Origin of the sequence: Actinomadura soli (assembly GCF_005889715.1) — a bacterium.
In the GTDB taxonomy this organism is placed as follows: Bacteria; Actinomycetota; Actinomycetes; order Streptosporangiales; family Streptosporangiaceae; genus Spirillospora; species Spirillospora soli.
Genome location: NZ_VCKW01000166.1, coordinates 1 through 19,112, shown reverse-complemented (window position 1 = coordinate 19,112; position 19,112 = coordinate 1). Strand labels below are relative to the sequence as shown.

Below are 19,112 nucleotides of genomic sequence, written 5' to 3'. Positions count from 1 at the left end.
ACCGGTCGGCGTGGTGGCCGGCGTGGTCGGCGTGTCGTCGTCGGTCGGGGTGTTCGTCGGCGTGCCGTCGCCCGTCGGGGTGCTCGGCGGGGGCTCGGAGGTCGGCGGGGGCGTGTTCTCGCGCGTCCGGGTGCGCGTCGGCGTCGGCTCGTCCTCCTCCTCCGTCGTCGGCGCCTCCGAGACGGACCCGGAGTCGGTGATCGACGGGGAGACGGGCGAGGACGGGTCGTTGCTCCCCCGGGTCGCCGCGTACACGCCCACGACCAGCGCCAGGACGGCGATGGCGGCGACGGCCGCGACGATCGGCCACTTGGACTTGCGCGGCGGCTCCCAGTCGTCGTACCGGCCGCGGCGGGCGCCCGGCGGCGGACCGGCCCCGTACGGAGAGCGCGCGGGCGGCAGGTTCCCGGTGTAGTCGGCCGGTGACACGCGTTGGGTCGCGCCGCCGGGCTGGGACCGGCCGGCCGCCGCCGCCATCCCCGCGCCCGCGATGCCGCCCGCCGCGAGCGTGGAGCCCTCCGCGAGCATCGTGGTGGCCTGGGCGGGGTCGTCCATGCGGGTCTGCCCGGCGACGCCGGGGCCGCTGCCGATCAGCGCCATCATGATCTGCTGCGCGGTCGGCCGCCGCTCCGGCTCCTTGACCAGGCACGCGGCGATCAGCCGGTGCAGGTCGGCGGGCACGCCCTCCAGCGACGGGGGCTCGTGCATCACCCGGTTGATCACGGCGACGACCGTGTCGTCGCCGAACGGCGGGCGCCCGGTCGCGGCGAACACCATCGTGGTCGCCCAGGCCCACACGTCCACGGCCTCGGTGAGGGTGGCGCCCGCGACCTGCTCGGGCGCCATGTAGGACGGGGTCCCGATCGCCTTGGTCGCGTTGGTCTGGTCGGTGTCGAAGGCCCGCGCGATGCCGAAGTCGATCACGCGCGGGCCGTCCGGCGCCATGATCACGTTGTGCGGCTTGAAGTCGCGGTGCACGATCCCGGCCTGGTGGATCGCGACGAGCGCGGTCGCGGTGCCGATCGCGAGCCGCTCCAGCGTCGCCCCGGAGATCGGGCCGCTGTCGGTGACCTGCTTGAACAGCGAGGGCCCCGGCACGTACTCGCTGGCGATGTAGGGCTGGTCGCCCGCGACGTCGGCCTCCAGGACCTGCGCGGTGCAGAACCGCGCCACCTGCTTGGCGGCCTGCGCCTCCCGGACGAACCGGTTGCGCGCCATCGTGTCGGCGGCCAGGTCGGCGCGCAGGAGCTTGATGGCGGCCTTGTTCCCGGAGGCGTCGAGGCCGGCGTAGACGACGCCCTGGCCGCCCTCTCCGAGCCGTTCGACGATCTCGTACGAGCCAAGCCGCCGGGGATCTCCCGGCTGCAGCTCCGGCATGGACCACTCCTCAGAGCGCGACGACAAATGTGCTTGGGGAAGCTTTGAGCTTACGCGAGCCCGGTACCGGTCACGTGACATTCCCGGCTCGCCAGGCGACGACCCGTGATCATAGAGCAGGAGGCCACGGCGCGCCGCCGTTCGCGCTGCTCGATTCCACCCGGCCGCCCTGCGGCAGGCCGGTCTCCGGCTGGCAGACTCGGGTGGCATGAGCATCAGCTATCCGCGGCAGAGCGCCCGCACGCGAAGGTTCAGCCTCGGCGTCCCGCGCGCCTTCCAGATCGCACCGGACGAGTCCCGCGTCGCGTTCCTGCGCACCAGGGCGGGCGACGACCCGGTGACCTGCCTGTGGACGCTGGACACCGCGACCGGCGAGGAGCGGTGCGTCGCCGACCCGGCGGCGCTGGACGTCCCCGGTGAGGAGAACCTGCCGGCCGAGGAGCGGGCCCGGCGCGAGCGCGCGCGGGAGCAGGCGGGCGGCATCGTCGGCTACACCACCGACCGGGCCATGCGGCAGGCCGCCATCACCCTGGGCGGACGGCTCTACGTCGCCGATCTCGACACCGCGATCGTGCGCGAGCTGCCCGCGCAGGAACCGGTCTTCGACCCGCGTCCCGACCCCGCGGGCCGCCGGATCGCCTACGTGTCGGGCCGGACGCTGCGCGTCATCGAGATGGACGGCACCGGCGACCGGGCGCTCGTCCAGCCGGAGACCGACCAGGTCTCCTACGGCCTCGCGGAGTTCATCGCCGCGGAGGAGATGGACCGGATGCGGGGCCACTGGTGGTCCCCGGACGGCGGGACGCTGCTGGCCGCCCGCGTCGACGAGACGCCGGTGCTGCGCTGGCACATCGCCGACCCCGCGAACCCGGAGGCGCCGCCCGCCGAGATCGCCTACCCGGCGGCCGGCACCCCGAACGCGCTGGTGGGGCTGGTGCTGTTCAAGATCGACGGCGGGCGGGCGGACGCCCGGACGGCGGTGGCCTGGGACCGGGGCACCTTCCCCTACGTCGTCACGGCCGCGTGGGACCGGCACGGCCTGCTGATCGTCGTCCAGCCGCGCGACCAGCGGTCCCAGCGGGTGCTGAGCGTCGACCCGGTGTCCGGCGAGACGGCCCTCCTGCACACCGAGTCCGACGCGGCGTGGACCGACATCGTCCCCGGGCTGCCCGTCCGGACCGGCGACGGCGACCTCGTCTGGGTCACCGAGGACCGCGCGACCGGCACCCGGCGGATCACCGTCGCCGGGGAGCCCGTCACGCCCGGCGGCCTCCAGGTCCGGTCGGTCCTCGGCGTGGACGGACGGTCCATCCTGTTCAGCGCGTCGGAGGAGCCCACCGAGGTCCACCTCTACACGTGGAACGACGGTGAGGTGGCCCGGCACACCGAGGGGCAGGGCGTCTTCGGCGGGACGGCCTCCGGCGAGATCACCGTGGTGGCGGGGGCGCGGCTGGACCGTCCCGGCACGGAGGTCGAGGTGCGGACGCCGTCCGGCACCCACCCGGTCGTGTCGCTCGCGGAGACGCCCGTGATCACGCCGCGGGTGCAGCTGCTGCGGTCCGGCGACCGCGAGATCCGGACGGCGGTGCTGCTGCCGACGGGGTGGAAGCCCGGCGACGGGCGCCTGCCCGTCCTCATGGACCCCTACGGCGGGCCGCACGCGCAGCGCGTCCTCGCCGTCCAGCGCATGTACTGCGAGGCGCAGTGGCTCGCCGACCAGGGCTTCGCCGTCGTGATCGCCGACGGGCGCGGCACCCCGGGACGCGGCCCGGACTGGGACCGGGCCGTCCACGGCGACTTCACCGGACCCGTCCTGGACGACCAGATCACCGCGCTGATCGAGGCGGCGCGCCGCAACCCCGCCGCGCTCGACCTCGACCGCGTCGGGATCCGCGGCTGGTCGTTCGGCGGCTGGCTCGCGGCCCTCGCCGTGCTCCGCCGCCCGGACGTGTTCCACGCCGGTGTCGCGGGCGCGCCGGTCACCGACTGGCGCCTGTACGACACCCACTACACCGAGCGCTACCTGGGCCATCCCGACGAGGAGCCGGAGAACTACGCCGCGAACTCCCTCATCGGGTCGGCCGGGGAGCTGAAGCGCCCGCTCATGATCATCCATGGGCTGGCGGACGACAACGTGGTCGCGGCCCACACGCTGCGCCTGTCGTCGGCGCTGCTCGCGGCGGGCCGGCCGCACACCGTCCTGCCCCTGTCGGGCGTCACGCACATGGCGTCGCAGGAGGAGGTCGCGGAGAATCTGATGCATCTGCAGGTCGACTTCCTCAAATCGGCCCTCACCAGGTGAGGCCGCTCCCCGAGAGGTGATCCCATGCCGATTCCGAAGTTCGTGGCCCGCGTCAACCGGGTGGCGACCAACCGGGTGACCGGGCTGTTCGCGGGGCGCGCGCCCGGATGGGGGATCGTCCTGCACAAGGGCCGCCGGACGGGCCGCGTGCACCGGACCCCGATCAACATCTTCCGCGAGCCCGGCGGCTACGTCGCCGCGCTCACCTACGGAACGGACTCCGACTGGGTGAAGAACACCGTCGCCGCCGGCGGCTGCGACCTCGAATGGCGTGGCAAGCGGGTGCGCCTCACCGATCCGCGGATCGTCCACGACCCGGCGCGGAAGGCCGTTCCGGCGGCCGTGCGCCCGATCCTCGGCCTCGCCGGGGTGAACGACTTCCTGCACCTGTCGGTGGAGGAGCCCCGGCAAGACTGAGGAATCCGCGGCTACGCGCCGTGCCAGGATCTCCAGAGCGCGGCGTAGGAGCCGTTCGCGGCGATGAGCTCGTCGTGGGTGCCGAGTTCGGTGATGCGGCCGTCCTCCACGACGGCGACGCGGTCGGCGTCGTGCGCGGTGTGGAGGCGGTGCGCGATCGCCACGACGGTCCGGCCGTCGAGGACGGCGGCGAGCGAGCGCTCCAGGCGGCGGGCCGCGCGCGGGTCGAGGAGCGAGGTCGCCTCGTCCAGGACGAGCGTGTGCGGATCGGCCAGGACGAGCCGCGCCAGCGCGAGCTGCTGCGCCTGCGCGGGCGACAGCGTCTCGCCGCCGGAGCCGACGGCGGTGCCGAGACCCGGCCCGTCCCAGTCGACCGCGGCGAGGACCCGCTCGATGTCGGCGTCGGACGCGCCCGGACGCGCCATCACGAGGTTCTCCCGGAGCGTCCCGCGGAACACGTGATGCTCCTGCGTGACCAGGGAGACGTGGCCGCGCAGATCGTCCAGGGGCAGCTCGACCAGCGGCACGCCGGCCCCGTCCTCGCCGATGGTGACCGCGCCCGAGCGCGGGCCGTCCACTCCGGCGAGCAGGCGGCCGAGCGTCGACTTGCCCGCGCCGCTCGGCCCGACCATCGCGAGCCGCTCACCGGGTCTCAGGTCGAGATCGACGCCGTGCAGGACGTCCTCTCCCGGACGGTAGGCGTACCGGACGTCGCGGGCCGTGAGCCGCTCCCCACCCGGGCTGCGCCCGTTCGGCGTCCGGTCCGGCGGGACGTTCCCGACGCCGAGCAGGCGGGCCAGGGACGCGCCGCCGAGCTGCAGCTCGTCCAGCCAGGACAGCAGCGTGTCCACCGGCTGGATGAGCTGCTGCGCGTACAGGGTCGCGGCGGTGACCTGCGCGAGCGACGCCATGTCGTGGATGTAGAGGTAACCGCCGACCAGCATCGTCGTCACGACGGGCAGGACGAAACCGAACTCGGCCGCTGGGAAGAGGACCATGCGCAGCCGCAGCGTGTACCGCTCCGCCTTGTAGGAGCCCGCGATGTCGGCGTCGCCGCGGGCGTGACGGCGGTCCGCGAGGCCGAGCGCCTCGACCGTCCTGGCGCCCTGGACGGTCTCGGTCAGCCCGTCCGCGATCCGCGACCAGGACTCGTTCTCCCGCAGGTAGCCGCCGTGCGCGCGGGGCAGGTACCAGCGCATCACCGCCCACAGCATCGGGACGGCGACCAGCGCGGGCAGCGCGACGAGCGGGCCGTTCAGCAGCAGCGCGCCGACCGTGAACGCGCCGACGACGATCGCGACGAGGGTCTCCGGCATGGCGTACCGGACGGACGTGCCCAGCGTGTCCACGTCCCGGGACGCGCGGGTGACCAGGTCGCCGGTGCCCGCCCGCTCGACCCTCGACAGCGGCAGCGCCAGGACGCGGTCGACGAACTCCTCCCGCAGCTCCGCCAGCACGCGCTCGCCCAGCTTCGCGGACGCGAGGTAGGCGTACCGGGTCAGCACGGCCTGCACGATCACGAAGCCGGCGATGGCGAGGCCGGTGGTGTCGATGTCGGCGCGGCCGTCGCGGACGTCCTCGACGAGCGCGCCGAGCAGGCGCGGGGTCACCAGGCCGGTCAGGGCGGCGAGCGCGTGCAGGGCCAGCACGGCGGCCAGGTCGCGCGGATGCCGCACGACGAGCCGCCGCGCGTAGGCGCGCACCTGCGCGGGCGTCGCGACCGGCAGTGTCTCCGCGCTCACCGTCCCGCCCTTTCCGCTCGTTCCGTCGCTTCTCCCCTGGTGACGGTGGCCGCGTAGCGCGGCTCGGTCTCCAGCAGGTCGCGGTGCGTTCCCTCCGCGACGATCTGGCCGTCCTGGACGAAGGCCACGTGGTCGGCCCGGTCCAGCATGAGTGGGCTCGTCGTGCACACCACGGTGGTGCGTCCCGCGCGCGCTGGCCCGAGCCTGTCGGCGATGCGCGCCTCCGTATGCGCGTCTACGGCGCTGGTGGGCTCCACCAGGACGAGGACGTCCGGGTCGGCGGCGAGCGCCCGCGCCAGGCGAAGACGCTGCTGCTGGCCGCCGGAGAACTCCCGTCCGGCCTCCGCGACATAGGCGTCCAGGCCGGAGGACGCGACGATGTCTTCAGCGCACGCGGAATGGATCGCGGCGCGCAGCGTGGCCTCGTCTCCGTCCGGCGCCAGCGACTCGGCCAGGGGCCCGGCGAAGAGGCGGTCCTCGTTCACCGCGACCAGGATCCGCTTCCTGATGTCCGCCACGGCGTGCAGCGGGACGCCGCCGAAGTCGACCTCGCCGGGCGCGTACCGGCCGAGCCGGTCGGCGATCGCCTGCGCGTCGCGCGGGTCGGCCGCCGCGATCGCGGTGACCCGGCCCGGCCGCACGACCAGCCCGGACGCGATGTCGACCAGCTCGGCGCCCGCCGCCGGGCGGGCGGTCCCGGCGGCGGGCAGCTCGGGGTCGAGGGACAGCAGCGCGGTGACCCGGCCCGCCGCCACCAGCCCCTTGGTGATCTTGCCGGCGGCCTCGCCGAGGGTCTTCAGCGGGACGATCAGGAACACGGCGTAGCCGTAGAACGCGACCAGCTCGCCCACGCCGATCGTCCCGTTCACGGCGAACCGGGCGCCGACCCAGGTCACCAGCGCGATCAGCAGCCCGGGGAGCAGCACCTCGGCGCCGCTCAGCCGCGTCTCGGCCCGCGCGGCCGCCGTCCCCGCCGCCCGGACCCGCTGCGACTCGGCGCGGTACCGGCGGGAGAACAGCGGCTCGCCGCCGATGCCGCGCAGCACCCGCAGGCCCGCGACCAGGTCGGTGGCGTGCGTGCTCAGCTCGCCGACGAGCTCGCGGTGCGCCAGCTCCCGGTCCCGGTAGGGGCGCAGCAGCGGCGCCGCGACGGCGAGGATCAGCGGGACGCCCACCAGCACGATCAGGCCGAGCGGCGGCGAGGTCGACAGCAGGATGCCCGCCACCGCGATGATCGAGACGACGGCGCCCGAACCCCGGGAGACGATGTCCAGGGTGTCGCCGATGTGCGAGACGTCCGACAGGCCGATGCTGACCACCTCGCCCGCGCTCAGCCGCTTCGGCAGCGTCCCGCCGAGGCGGGTCGACTGGCGGGTGACGAGCTGGACCGTCCGGTACGCGGCCGACAGCCAGTTGAACACCGCGAACCGGTGCCGGACGGCGCCGGTCGCCGCCGCCGTGACGCCGAGGCCGAGCAGCACGCCGCTCCATGCGAGCAGGGCGTGCTCGTCCCGCGCCGCGACGCCGTCGCCGATGGCGCGGCCGATCGCGGCGGGCATGAGGGCCTGGCTGAGCATCCACACCACGCCGAGGAGCGCGCCGGCGGTGCAGCTGCGCCATTGGACACGCAGCAGCCACAGCAGGTAGCGCGCGGAGGATCTGTGGTCGGGGCTGCCAGGATCTTTCTCCGGCAACGGCTTCACGGACGAAGGTTATGCGGCCGATCGGCCGAAGTTCGACTGGTTTTTCAGCAGGACGGATCCGGTTCCGGTCTGTCCGTAAACAGCGCTTCGGAGGCGCCCCTAGGGTGCGCGGGGACGTGAGGACACGCTAAGGTCGGATCGACGGAGCGCCCCCTCCCTCCGCTCCATGAGCCGGGAACCCGGCGGCTAGGCCAATGCCGCTCCCCCGGCGCGGCCCGTACCGCCCGCCTGCGACCGTAGGAATAAAGCGGAACGCGCATGCCGTTGCCAGTGCCGTCGCAAGCCCGACTTCCGGAAGCATTGTGAGCACCATCAGTCATCAGACGCATCCCTTCACGCCCGGAGCAGAGGGCAGGATCGACCTGCTCCTCATCGACGACGACCCGTCCGACGTCCTCAAGGTCGAGAAGATGCTCGCCGAGAGCGGCCTGGACGTCGGCATCGCGGTCGCCGGCGACCTCGACGCCGCGCGGCGCGCGCTGACGCGGCGCACCCAGTGCATCCTCGTCGACCTGTCCACCGCGGGCATCGACCGCCTGGAGGGGCTGCGGCAGGTGCTCGCGCTGTCGGGGACGGCCGCCGTCGTCGTCCTCACCGGGCTGGACGACGCGCACCTCGGCGTGCGGGCCGTCGCCGCCGGAGCCGAGGACTACCTGGTGAAACAGGAGGTCGACGCACCGCTGCTGGCGCGCGCCGTGCGCTACGCGATCGAGCGCAAGCGCTCGGAGGAGACCGAGCGGCGGCTGGTCGAGGCCCGCATCCTCGGCCGGGAGAACGCCCGGCTGGAGCGCGGCCTGCTGCCCGTCCCGCTGATCGACGACCCGTCGCTGCGGCACCACACCCGTTACCGGCCGGGCCGGCGGCGGGCGCTGCTCGGCGGCGACTTCTACGACACCGTGCAGACCGAGGGCGGCGCCGTCCACCTGATGATCGGGGACGTCGCCGGCCACGGCCCGGACGAGGCGGCCCTCGGCGTCCAGCTCCGGATGGCGTGGCGGACGCTCGTCCTCGCCGGGCACACCGGCGAGCAGCTCCTCGGCACGCTCGACACCGTCCTCGGCCACGAGCGGCGCAACGAGGAGATCTTCACCACACTCTGCATGATCACGATCGCGCCGTCCCGGCGGACCGCCCGGATGCACCTCGCCGGGCATCCCGCGCCGCTGCTCTTCCGCGAGGCGTCCGGCCCCGGCAGGGCGGGCGGCTTCGAGGTCACGGCGCTGCCGGAGTACGCGCACGGGCCCGCGCTCGGCCTGGTGCCCGGCGCGGAGTGGCCGACGACCGAGATCGACCTCGGCGAGTCCTGGAGCCTGCTGCTGTACACCGACGGCCTGATCGAGGGCCGGGTCGGCGAGGGCTCCGAGCGGCTCGGCACCGACGGCCTCGTCGGGCTGGCGCACGCGGCGCGCGGCACGGGCATCGGCGGACGGTCGCTCATCGACGAGCTGGTCGGCGAAGTGGAACGTCTCAACGGCGGCGCCCTGACCGACGACCTGGCCGTTCTCCTGCTGTCCCACCAGGGCTGACGTGTCTTCTGGATCACTCCGGGACGGGTTCCCGCGCGCCCTGTGAAGTCACTCACCTGCACGTTCGTCCCAGCAGGGGCTTAACGCCCGTTCTGCTCGCCTCATAGCCTGCGGCTATCGAAACGAGTGCTCCGATGACTTGGAACTCTTACCCGAGGCGGACGTAGCGTCCGCGGTGTGGCTATAGCGATACCCGCGATCTACCGGTCGACTGTCGGCAAGAAGGCCGTGATGGCGGTGACCGGCGGCATCCTCGTGCTGTACCTGATCGCGCACATGGTCGGGAACCTGAAGATCTTCTTCGGCGCGGAGGACTTCAACCACTACGCGCACTGGCTCCGCACGATCGGCGAGCCCGCGGTGCCGCGCCGGACCGTGCTGACGCTCATCGAGGTCGTGCTCGGGGTGTCGGTCGTCCTGCACATGTGGTCGGCGGTGTCGCTCGGCAAGCGCGCCGCGCACGCGCGTCCGGTGAAGTACCGGTCGAAGAAGAAGTCGCACGCACAGGGGTACGCCGTCCACACGATGCGGTACGGCGGCGTCATCATCGCCGTGTACGTCGTCTGGCACCTGCTCGACCTGACGTTCTTCGTCGTGAACCCCAAGGGCTCCGACGCCACGCCCTACGAGCGGATGGTCGCCGACTTCGACCCGTCCCGCTGGTACATCACCGTCTGGTACGTCCTCGCGATCGTGCTCGTCGGCCTGCACCTCCACCACGGCATCTGGAGCGCGTTCCAGACCCTCGGGCTGCGCACGCCGCGCCGCGAGCGCGGCCTGCGGGGCCTCGCCGCGACCGTCGCCGGGCTGGTCACGCTCGGGTTCGCCGCCGTCCCCCTGTCCATCACATTCGGGTGGGTGAGCTGATCATGATCGACGCCTTCTACCAGTCCGGCGAGCCGATCGCCGACGCCAAGGCCCCGGCCGGTCCCATCGAGGACCGCTGGACGACCCGCAAGTTCGAGGCCAAGCAGGTCAACCCGGCCAACAAGCGCAAGAAGAAGATCATCATCATCGGCACGGGCCTGGCGGGCGGCTCCGCCGGGGCGACGCTCGGCGAGGCCGGCTACCACGTCGTCCAGTTCTGCTTCCAGGACTCCCCGCGCCGCGCCCACTCGATCGCCGCGCAGGGCGGCATCAACGCCGCGAAGAACTACCGCAACGACGGCGACAGCGTGTACCGGCTGTTCTACGAGACGGTCAAGGGCGGCGACTTCCGCTCCCGCGAGTCGAACGTGCACCGGCTCGCCGACATCTCCCGGAACATCATCGACCAGTGCGTCGCGCAGGGCGTCCCGTTCGCCCGCGAGTACGGCGGCCTGCTCGACAACCGCTCGTTCGGCGGGACGCAGGTGTCGCGCACCTTCTACGCGCGCGGCCAGACGGGCCAGCAGCTCCTGCTCGGCGCGTACCAGGCGCTGATGCGACAGGTGGAGGCGGGCAACGTGGAGCTGTACCCGCGCCACGAGATGCTCGACCTCATCATGGAGGACGGGCGCGCGCGCGGAGTCGTCGTCCGGAACCTCATCAACGGCGAGATCAAGCACTACACCGCGGACGCGGTCGTGCTGGCGTCCGGCGGCTACGGCAACGTGTACTTCCTGTCCACGAACGCCATGGGCTCGAACGTCACCGCGTCGTGGCGCGCCCATAGGCACGGCGCGCACTTCGCCAACCCGTGCTACACGCAGATCCACCCGACGTGCATCCCGGTCAGCGGCGACCACCAGTCCAAGCTGACGCTCATGTCGGAGTCGCTGCGCAACGACGGCCGTGTCTGGGTGCCGAAGAAGCACGGCGACACGCGCAAGCCCTACGACATTCCCGAGGACGAGCGCGACTACTACCTGGAGCGCATCTACCCGTCGTTCGGCAACCTCGTCCCGCGCGACATCGCGTCCCGCGCCGCGAAGAACGTGTGCGACGAGGGGCGCGGCGTCGGCCCCGGCGGGCTCGGCGTCTACCTCGACTTCGCGGACGCCATCGGACGGCTCGGCCGGGACAAGGTCGAGGCCAAGTACGGCAACCTCTTCCAGATGTACGAGCGCATCACCGGCGAGAACCCCTACGACACGCCGATGCGCATCTACCCGGCCGTCCACTACACGATGGGCGGCCTGTGGGTGGACTACGACCTGGAGTCCACCATCCCGGGACTGTTCGTCATCGGGGAGGCGAACTTCTCCGACCACGGCGCGAACCGGCTCGGCGCGTCCGCGCTGATGCAGGGCCTGGCGGACGGCTACTTCGTCCTGCCGAACACCATCGGCGACTACATCGCCCGCAACCCCCTCCCGCCGGTCGCCGACACCGCCGTCACCGAGGTGGAGGACAGGGTCAAGGCGCGCATCGACAAGCTCCTCTCCGTCGACGGCGACCGCTCCGTCGACTCCTTCCACCGCGAGCTCGGCCACATCATGTGGGAGTACTGCGGAATGGAGCGCACCGAGGAAGGGCTGCGCAAGGCGCTCGACCTCATCCCGGCGCTGCGCGCCGAGTTCTGGGAGCGCGTCAAGGTCACCGGCACGGGCGAGGAGCTGAACCAGCAGCTGGAGAAGGCGGGACGCGTCGCGGACTTCTTCGAGCTGGCGGAGCTGATGGTCGTCGACGCGCTGCACCGCACCGAGTCCTGCGGCGGCCACTTCCGCGCCGAGAGCCAGGACGAGGACGGCGAGGCCAAGCGCGACGACGCCAACTTCGGCTATGTCGCCGCCTGGGAATGGGCCGGGGAGGGCGAGCTGCCCGTCCTGCACAAGGAGGCCCTCGACTTCGAATACGTCAAGCCGAGTCAGAGGTCGTACAAGTGAAGCTCACACTGCGCGTCTGGCGCCAGAGCGGCCCGGCGGACAAGGGCCGGATGGTCGAGTACAAGCTCGACGACGTCTCCCCCGACGCGTCGTTCCTGGAAATGCTGGACGTCCTCAACGAGAAGCTCATCGCGTCCGGCGAGGAGCCCGTCGCGTTCGACCACGACTGCCGCGAGGGCATCTGCGGCATGTGCTCGCTCGTCATCAACGGCACACCGCACGGCCCGGAGCGCAACACCACCACGTGCCAGCTCCACATGCGCAAGTTCGAGGACGGCGAGGTCATCGACGTCGAGCCGTGGCGCGCGGCGGCGTTCCCCGTGGTGAAGGACCTGGTCGTCGACCGCTCGGCGTTCGACCGGATCATCGGGTCGGGCGGCTTCATCACCGCCCCCACCGGCACCGCGCCGGAGGCGCACGCGACGCCCGTCCCGAAGCCGGACGCCGACCGCGCCTTCGAGGCGGCCGAGTGCATCGGCTGCGGCGCCTGCGTGGCGGCCTGCCCCAACGGGTCCGCCGCCCTGTTCCTCGGCGCCAAGGTCACCCACCTGGGCCTGATGCCGCAGGGGCAGCCGGAACGCTGGGACCGCGTCGTGTCCATGCTGGACACGCACGACGAGGAGGGCTTCGGCGGCTGCACCAACACCGGCGAATGCACCGCCGCCTGCCCGAAGGGCATCCCGCTGGACGTCATCGGCCGCCTCAACCACGACTACCTGAAGGCGACCGCGGGCGGCAAGAAGCGCTGACCGCCGGGCGGGCCGGGCGCGTGGGCCGCTAGTCGTGGACGAGGGTTTCCACGCCTGCGGGAAGGCTCCCGGCTAGGCCCGCCTCCACGAGGAACGTCTGCAGCGTGTCCTGGAAGGCGCGTGCCGCGTGGGTCAGTTCGACGTCCTTGCGGTGGGCGAGCGCGATCGTCCGGAGGAGGCCGGGGCCGTGATGACCGCGCCGCGCCTCCTCGTCGGGCAGGACGAGCGGCGTTCCGCGCAGCCCGGGCCGTCCGGATAGGACCATGCTCGGGACGACCGCGACACCGAGCCCGACCTCGACGAACCGCAGCACGGCGTCCATCTCGCCGCCCTCCACCGCGAACCTGGGCTCGAAGCCCGCCTCGCGGCACGCGCTGATCGTCGCCTCGCGGAGGTCATAGCCCGGACGGAACATCACCAGCGGACGGTTCCGGAGATCCTCGATCCGCAGGTAGGGACGGCGCGGCAGCGTCGCCGCCTTGAGCGAGCGCTCCGGGGCGGCGTGCCCGTGCTCAGGATCGGACGGGCGGCCCGCCGGAGAGGCGACGACGAGGTACTCCCGCAGGATCGGGGTCGTGTCCAGGGGCGGGTCACCGTGCAGCGGAAGGATGACCAGGGCCATGTCGAGCGACCCGCGCGTCAGCTCCCGGACGAGATCCCGCGAGCCCCCCTCTTCGACGAGGAGCTGAATACCCGGGTAGGCGTCGTGGAAGCGGCGGAGGACGTCCGCCAGCAGGCCCGCGCAGAGGGACGGCGTAGCGCCCAGCCGTACCCGCCCACGCTTCAAGCCCGCCAGCTCCTGCACTTCCAGGCGGGCGGTGTCGACGTCGGCCAGGATGCGCTTGGCCAGCGGCAGCAGGGCCTCACCGGCGGGCGTCAGGGTGATGTTGCCCCTGGCGCGGCTGAACAGGGAGACGTTCAGCTCCGACTCCAGCGAACGGATCTGCTTGGACAGCGAAGGCTGCGCCACCCGCAGGAGCTCGGCGGCCTGCGTGAAGTGGCGTACCTCCGCGACCGCGACGAAGTAGGCGAGCTGCTGCAACTGCATCCTGCACAGGTTACGTGCCGCCCGTCCCGCCGCCCGCACCTGCGGTGCCGCTAGCGGGCGTGGCGGCGCAGGGCCTGGAGATCGTGGACGATCAGCCGCCGCCGCCCCGTCTCGATCCAGCCGTGCGCGCGCAGCGTGCGCAGCGCCTTGCTGACCGCCTCCCGGGACGCGCCGACCCAGCCCGCCAGCTCCTCCTGCGACAGGTTCAGCGTGATGCGGACGCTCTGGCCGCCCGCGTCCGGGCCCGTCCGCCGCTCGTACGGGACGCCGAACCGCTCGGCCAGCTCCACGAGGCGCTGCGCGACGCGTCCGGTGGCGTCGAACATGCCGAACTCGGCGCGTTTGCGGTCGGCGTCGCGCCAGCGCTGGCACAGCATCCGCATGATGATGATGGAGACGCGCCCGTGGGACTGCAGGAAGGCCATGAACTCGTCCGCCGTGACGGCGAGCGCCCGCACCGGCTCCAGCGCGGCCACCGACGCCGAGCGGGGCAGCCCGTCGATCGCGGCGACCTCGCCGAGCAGCGCGCCCGGGCCGCGCACCGCGAGCAGCGCCTCCCCGCCCTGCTCCCGGTAGGAGAACGCCTTCACCCGGCCCCTCAGCAGGACGGCGACCCAGCCGGGCTGCTCACCCTCCACGAAGAGCGTGTCCCCCCGTGCGAATTCGCGGACGCGGCCACGTGACTCCAGGTCCTCGCGTTCCGCCTGAGTGAGATCGGCAAGGAACGAGCCCGGTTCGAGGGCGCTCATGTCCACCACGCTAAAGGGACCGGGGCTTCCCGTGGTCCCGGAAAACAATCACGGTTCAATCACGCGTTGTGTGCACTAATCCCTACTCCAATGGGCGGGCGCGGGTGAGGGTTGCTCATGGCGTGTGCGGCCGGGAGGCCACCCAACGTCCACCGCGTTCAGGGGAACGGCGGTACGACGGGCGGCGGCCCGGGGGCACGCCGCCCGTCGCGGGACGGGGACGCCGCATGCCAGAGCGACGTCCTCGCGTGACGGAAACGCGAGCGTCCCCCGTCGCGCGGGGCGGCGGGGGACGCTCGCGAAGATCCACGGCCGGTCGAGGCCGGCGCCGTCAGGCGGACGGCGTGTCCTGGCCCTTCTTGACGATGCCGAGCTTGCTGCCGAGCCACACCACCGGGTCGTACTTGCGGCCGACGACCCGCTCCTTCATCGGGATCAGCGCGTTGTCGGTGATCTTGATGTGCTCGGGGCAGACCTCGGTGCAGCACTTGGTGATGTTGCAGAACCCGAGCCCGTGGTCCTTCGCCGCGATCTCGCGCCGGTCCGACACGTCCGCCGGGTGCATCTCCAGCTCGCCGATCCGCATCAGGAAGCGCGGGCCGGAGAACTCGGGCTTGTTCTCCTCATGGTCGCGGATGACGTGGCAGACGTTCTGGCACAGGAAGCACTCGATGCACTTGCGGAACTCCTGCGAGCGCTCGACGTCCACCTGCTGCATGCGCAGCTCACCGGGCTTGGCGTCGCCCGGGTCGAACGACGGGATCTCCCGCGCCTTCTGGTAGTTGTACGACACGTCCGTCACGAGGTCGCGGATGACGGGGAACGTGCGGACCGGCGTGACCGTGATCGTCTCGTCCGGGTCGAACGTCGACATCCGGGTCATGCACAGCAGCTTCGGCATGCCGTTGATCTCCGCGGAGCACGAGCCGCACTTGCCCGCCTTGCAGTTCCACCGGACGGCGAGGTCCGGGGCCTGCGTGGCCTGCAGCCGGTGGATGATGTCGAGGACGACCTCGCCCTCGTTCACCTCGACGGTGTAGTCGGTGAGCTCGCCGTCGCCGTCGTCGCCGCGCCAGACCTTGAACTTGGCCTCGTAGCTCATCGGCCGTCCTCCTCGTCGTCCTTGGCGTCACCCTTGGCGGCCGCCGCGGTCGCGCCCGGCCCCGCGGCCTCCCCCGCCTCCTCGGCCTTGGCCTCCTCGGCGAGGCCCGCGGGCAGCTCCTCGGCGGTCAGGTACTTCTTCAGCTCGTCGTTGTCGAACAGGTCGAGCAGGTCGCCCCGCATCGGCTCCATCGCCTGCCGCTTCAGCGCGACGTGCGGGGACGACGGGTCGCCGGCCAGCGAGCAGACCAGGTTGACCTTCCGCCAGTCCGCGGACATCTGCGGGTAGTCGTCGCGGGTGTGGCCGCCGCGGCTCTCCTGCCGCTCCAGCGCCGCCTTCGCGACGGCCTCCGACACCAGCAGCATGTTGCGCAGGTCCAGCGCGAGGTGCCAGCCCGGGTGGTAGCCGCGCCCGCCGGCGCCGACCGCGACCGGTTCGACGCTCACGTTCGCGATGCGCTCGCGGAGCTTGCCGAGGGACGCGATCGCCTGCTCCAGCTCCGCCTCCTTGCGGATGATGCCGACCAGCTCGTTCATCGTCTGCTGCAGCTCGGCGTGGACGGCGTACGGGTTCTCGCCGCCCTCCCGCTCGAACGGCGCCAGCGCCTCGGCCGTCGCCGCGTCGACCTCCGCGTCCGGGACGGCGGGACGCGCGTCCAGCCCGTCCACGTACTCGGACGCGCCGAGCCCGGCCCGGCGGCCGAACACCAGCAGGTCGGACAGCGAGTTGCCGCCGAGCCGGTTCGACCCGTGCATGCCGCCGGAGACCTCGCCCGCCGCGAACAGGCCCGGCACCAGCGCGGCGCCGGTGTCGGGGTCGACCTCCACGCCGCCCATCACGTAGTGGCAGGTCGGGCCGACCTCCATCGCCTCCGCCGTGATGTCGACGTCCGCCAGCTCCTTGAACTGGTGGTACATCGACGGCAGCCGCCGCCTGATCTCCTCGGCGCCGCCCGGCATCCGGTCGACGACGGTGAGGAACACCCCGCCGTGCGGCGATCCCCGGCCCGCCTTGACCTCGGAGTTGATCGCGCGCGCCACCTCGTCGCGCGGCAGCAGCTCCGGCGGGCGCTTGTTGTTGTCGGGGTCGTCGTACCAGCGGTCGCCCTCCGCCTCGGACGTCGCGTACTGGTGCTTGAACACCTCGGGGATGTAGTCGAACATGAACCGCTTGCCCTCGGAGTTCCGGAGGACGCCGCGGTCGCCGCGCACCGACTCGGTCACGAGGATGCCCTTGACGGACGGCGGCCAGACCATCCCGGTCGGGTGGAACTGCACGAACTCCATGTTCAGCAGCGTCCCGCCCGCCAGCAGGGCCAGCGCGTGCCCGTCCCCGGTGTACTCCCAGGAGTTGGACGTGACCTTGAACGCCTTGCCGATGCCGCCGGTCGCCAGCACCACGGCCGGCGCCTCGAACACGACGAACTTGCCGGTCTCGCGGACGTAGCCGAACGCGCCGCAGATCTTGCCGTCGGCGTCCTTCAGCAGCCGCGTCACCGTCGTCTCGGCCCACACCTTCAGCCGGGCCTCGTAGTCGCCGTGCTCGGCGTGGTCCTCCTGCTGCAGCGCGACGACCTTCTGCTGCGTGGTGCGGATCAGCTCCAGGCCCGTCCGGTCGCCGACGTGCGCGAGCCGCGGGTACTCGTGCCCGCCGAAGTTGCGCTGGCTGATCTTGCCGTCCTTGGTGCGGTCGAACAGCGCGCCCCAGTGCTCCAGCTCCCAGATGCGGTCCGGGGCCTCCTTGGCGTGCAGCTCCGCCATCCGCCAGCTGTTCATGAACTTGCCGCCGCGCATGGTGTCGCGGAAATGGACCTGCCAGTTGTCGTTGGCGTTGACGTTGCCCATCGCCGCGGCGGCGCCGCCCTCGGCCATCACCGTGTGCGCCTTGCCGAACAGCGACTTGGAGATGATCGCGGTCTTCTTGCCCTGGAGGCGCGCCTCGATCGCCGCGCGCAGCCCGGCGCCGCCGGCACCGATGACCACGACGTCGTACGAGTGCCTCTCGATCTCAGTCATGATTCCTTGGCCTCAGTTGAAGATACGCAGGTCGGAGATGGTCTCGCTGGCGACGAGCGCGACGTACAGGTCGGCGGCCACCAGCGAGCCCAGGGTGATCAGCGCGTACATGCCGTGCCGCTCGTTGATCTTGGACACCCAGCCCCACATCCGGTACCGGAAGGGATGCTTGGAGAAGTTCTTCAGCCGTCCGCCGACGATGTGCCGGCACGAGTGGCACGACAGGGTGTACAGCCACAGCAGGACCACGTTCGCGACCAGGATGAGCGTGCCGAGCCCGATGCCGAACCCGCCGTCCTTCCCGTGGAAGGCGAGGATCGCGTCGTAGGTGTTGACGAGCGAGATGAGGACGGCCGCGAGCCAGAAGTAGCGGTGCAGGTTCTGCCCGATCAGCGGGAAGCGCCGCTCGCCGGTGTACTTGCCGTGCGGCTCCTTGACGGCGCACGCGGACGGCGACGCCCAGAACGAGCGGTAGTACGCCTTCCGGTAGTAGTAGCAGGTGAGCCGGAACAGCAGCAGGAACGGCAGCGAGATCGCCGCGAAGGGGATCCAGCCCCGGGTGGACTCCGGCAGGAACGTCCCGAACTCCGCCGCGCTGCCGGTGTGGCCGTTCACCGTCACGTCGTTGCAGATCTCGTTGAAGCACGGCGAGTAGAACGGCGTCAGGTAGTGAAATTCCGGGACGTAGAACGCCGAGCCCCAGAAGGCCCGGACGGTCGCGTACACCACCCATGCCGTGAAGATCACGAAAGTCGTGACCGGATACAGGCGCCAGTTGTCCTTCCGGAGCGTGCGTTCCTTGATCTGGGCGCGCGACTTGGCCGGCGCCTCCACAGTGCTCATCGATCGCTCTCCTGAGCTCGGGTCGTGTCCCCGTATCACGGTCTGCGCGCACCCATGCGTCCGTCGCGCCCGGCCGTCGCCCCTGGATCCGGGCCCTCGGCCCGTTGATGGTGCGCCCCGGCCGGAGCCGCAGACGGCGGCCGGAGGCCGTGCCGCATGCGGGCGGTGACGCCTCGTGTGCGCTTCTAGCGAAGCGACCTTACGCCACCTGACGGGAGCTGTGACATACATAACAGGGAGAACCCATATGTGAGTCTGACCACAGACTTTATCCGCCGAAGGGCACCTCGGCACCGCCTGTCATCCATAACCAGTTGTTATTGCCCAGCGGAATGGAGACGAGCACGCTAAGGCATGGCGCGCTCGGCCTGATCCGGACGCCGCCTCCTCGGGTGGGGCCGCGCACGACCGGGGCCCGACCTCCCGGAGCAGGCCCTCGACGAGCCGCGCCGGCTCGGCGGGGCGCCGTCCGTCCGGATCGTGCGGAATGCCACGAACCGGCACCGCACCGTCACAACGCCGAGTTTTCCGCACTCCTGTCAACAAAACGGACCTCTCACGCATCCAATAGGTGGAGGTGCACGCTCCCCCGTGATTCCGCCGCCTTCATAGACTGACGGACTACGCACAGCACGCGCCCCGACCAGGGCCGCGCCGAGACGGGACCGATGAGCGACAACGACTCCGGCCGCGACGACCTCGCGGGGGACCAGGCCGCACACACCACCCCCG

14 protein-coding genes are annotated in these 19,112 nt (G+C 71.9%); 6 read left to right on the top strand and 8 right to left on the bottom strand.

Annotated elements, in window-relative coordinates; genetic code table 11:
• The coding region (locus ETD83_RS27435) for a serine/threonine-protein kinase (RefSeq protein ID WP_138648101.1) at nucleotides 1-1,377 on the bottom strand (1,377 nt) is incomplete at its 3' end.
• 208 nt (nucleotides 1,378-1,585) lie between these two features.
• Here ETD83_RS27435 and ETD83_RS27430 point away from each other — a divergent pair.
• Together ETD83_RS27430 and ETD83_RS27425 are read left to right on the top strand one after the other, a co-directional pair.
• Entirely contained in the window at nucleotides 1,586-3,679 is a 2,094-nt protein-coding gene (locus tag ETD83_RS27430) for a S9 family peptidase (protein ID WP_138648100.1), read from the top strand.
• 24 nt (nucleotides 3,680-3,703) lie between these two features.
• Nucleotides 3,704-4,096, top strand: a complete 393-nt coding sequence (locus tag ETD83_RS27425) for a nitroreductase family deazaflavin-dependent oxidoreductase (protein ID WP_138648099.1) — start codon at nucleotides 3,704-3,706, stop codon at nucleotides 4,094-4,096.
• A gap of 11 nt (nucleotides 4,097-4,107) precedes the next feature.
• On the opposite strand, the gene ETD83_RS27420 is transcribed toward ETD83_RS27425, so the two are convergent.
• Both ETD83_RS27420 and ETD83_RS27415 read right to left on the bottom strand, forming a co-directional pair.
• The gene (locus ETD83_RS27420) at nucleotides 4,108-5,838 is read right to left on the bottom strand and encodes an ABC transporter ATP-binding protein (protein ID WP_138648098.1); all 1,731 of its coding nucleotides are present in this window, start codon (nucleotides 5,836-5,838) and stop codon (nucleotides 4,108-4,110) included.
• Nucleotides 5,835-7,541: an ABC transporter transmembrane domain-containing protein gene (locus ETD83_RS27415; protein ID WP_138648097.1), complete on the bottom strand. Its 1,707-nt coding sequence runs from the start codon at nucleotides 7,539-7,541 to the stop codon at nucleotides 5,835-5,837. The genes ETD83_RS27420 and ETD83_RS27415 overlap by 4 nt, the downstream gene beginning before the upstream one ends.
• Nucleotides 7,542-7,843: 302 nt before the next feature.
• Here ETD83_RS27415 and ETD83_RS27410 point away from each other — a divergent pair, with 302 nt between their 5' ends.
• From ETD83_RS27410 to ETD83_RS27395, 4 genes are all read left to right on the top strand, one after another.
• Nucleotides 7,844-9,067 (top strand): PP2C family protein-serine/threonine phosphatase, encoded by a 1,224-nt coding sequence (locus ETD83_RS27410; protein WP_230421221.1) that lies wholly within the window; start codon nucleotides 7,844-7,846, stop codon nucleotides 9,065-9,067.
• 177 nt (nucleotides 9,068-9,244) lie between these two features.
• Nucleotides 9,245-9,934, top strand: coding sequence for a succinate dehydrogenase cytochrome b subunit (locus tag ETD83_RS27405; RefSeq protein WP_138648095.1), 690 nt, complete (start codon nucleotides 9,245-9,247; stop codon nucleotides 9,932-9,934).
• A 2-nt stretch (nucleotides 9,935-9,936) separates the two neighbouring features.
• Nucleotides 9,937-11,874 (top strand): fumarate reductase/succinate dehydrogenase flavoprotein subunit, encoded by a 1,938-nt coding sequence (locus ETD83_RS27400; protein WP_138648102.1) that lies wholly within the window; start codon nucleotides 9,937-9,939, stop codon nucleotides 11,872-11,874.
• Complete coding sequence (locus ETD83_RS27395; protein ID WP_138648094.1) at nucleotides 11,871-12,623, top strand: succinate dehydrogenase/fumarate reductase iron-sulfur subunit; 753 nt, start codon at nucleotides 11,871-11,873, stop codon at nucleotides 12,621-12,623. The genes ETD83_RS27400 and ETD83_RS27395 overlap by 4 nt, the downstream gene beginning before the upstream one ends.
• A gap of 28 nt (nucleotides 12,624-12,651) precedes the next feature.
• Here the strand turns inward: ETD83_RS27395 and ETD83_RS27390 are convergent, their stop codons facing one another.
• The 5 genes from ETD83_RS27390 to ETD83_RS27370 form a co-directional block, all read right to left on the bottom strand.
• Complete coding sequence (locus ETD83_RS27390; protein WP_138648093.1) at nucleotides 12,652-13,671, bottom strand: LysR family transcriptional regulator; 1,020 nt, start codon at nucleotides 13,669-13,671, stop codon at nucleotides 12,652-12,654.
• A 50-nt stretch (nucleotides 13,672-13,721) separates the two neighbouring features.
• The gene (locus ETD83_RS27385; RefSeq protein ID WP_138648092.1) at nucleotides 13,722-14,420 is read right to left on the bottom strand and encodes a Crp/Fnr family transcriptional regulator; all 699 of its coding nucleotides are present in this window, start codon (nucleotides 14,418-14,420) and stop codon (nucleotides 13,722-13,724) included.
• A 331-nt stretch (nucleotides 14,421-14,751) separates the two neighbouring features.
• Complete coding sequence (locus ETD83_RS27380) at nucleotides 14,752-15,522, bottom strand: succinate dehydrogenase/fumarate reductase iron-sulfur subunit (protein WP_138648091.1); 771 nt, start codon at nucleotides 15,520-15,522, stop codon at nucleotides 14,752-14,754.
• Entirely contained in the window at nucleotides 15,519-17,537 is a 2,019-nt protein-coding gene (locus ETD83_RS27375) for a fumarate reductase/succinate dehydrogenase flavoprotein subunit (protein WP_138648090.1), read from the bottom strand. Before ETD83_RS27375 ends, ETD83_RS27380 begins: the two co-directional genes overlap by 4 nt.
• A gap of 12 nt (nucleotides 17,538-17,549) precedes the next feature.
• Nucleotides 17,550-18,380 (bottom strand): hypothetical protein, encoded by an 831-nt coding sequence (locus tag ETD83_RS27370; RefSeq protein WP_138648089.1) that lies wholly within the window; start codon nucleotides 18,378-18,380, stop codon nucleotides 17,550-17,552.
• Nucleotides 18,381-19,112 lie beyond the last annotated feature (732 nt).

Bases quoted from the DNA above. Each gene is read 5' to 3' on its own strand.
- ETD83_RS27425 (WP_138648099.1), top strand. From the start codon at position 3,704: ATGCCGATTCCGAAGTTCGTGGCCCGCGTCAACCGGGTGGCGACCAAC.
- ETD83_RS27390 (WP_138648093.1), bottom strand. From the start codon at position 13,671: ATGCAGTTGCAGCAGCTCGCCTACTTCGTCGCGGTCGCGGAGGTACGC.
- ETD83_RS27380 (WP_138648091.1), bottom strand. From the start codon at position 15,522: ATGAGCTACGAGGCCAAGTTCAAGGTCTGGCGCGGCGACGACGGCGAC.
- ETD83_RS27430 (WP_138648100.1), top strand. From the start codon at position 1,586: ATGAGCATCAGCTATCCGCGGCAGAGCGCCCGCACGCGAAGGTTCAGC.
- ETD83_RS27385 (WP_138648092.1), bottom strand. From the start codon at position 14,420: ATGAGCGCCCTCGAACCGGGCTCGTTCCTTGCCGATCTCACTCAGGCG.
- ETD83_RS27375 (WP_138648090.1), bottom strand. From the start codon at position 17,537: ATGACTGAGATCGAGAGGCACTCGTACGACGTCGTGGTCATCGGTGCC.
- ETD83_RS27370 (WP_138648089.1), bottom strand. From the start codon at position 18,380: ATGAGCACTGTGGAGGCGCCGGCCAAGTCGCGCGCCCAGATCAAGGAA.
- ETD83_RS27400 (WP_138648102.1), top strand. From the start codon at position 9,937: ATGATCGACGCCTTCTACCAGTCCGGCGAGCCGATCGCCGACGCCAAG.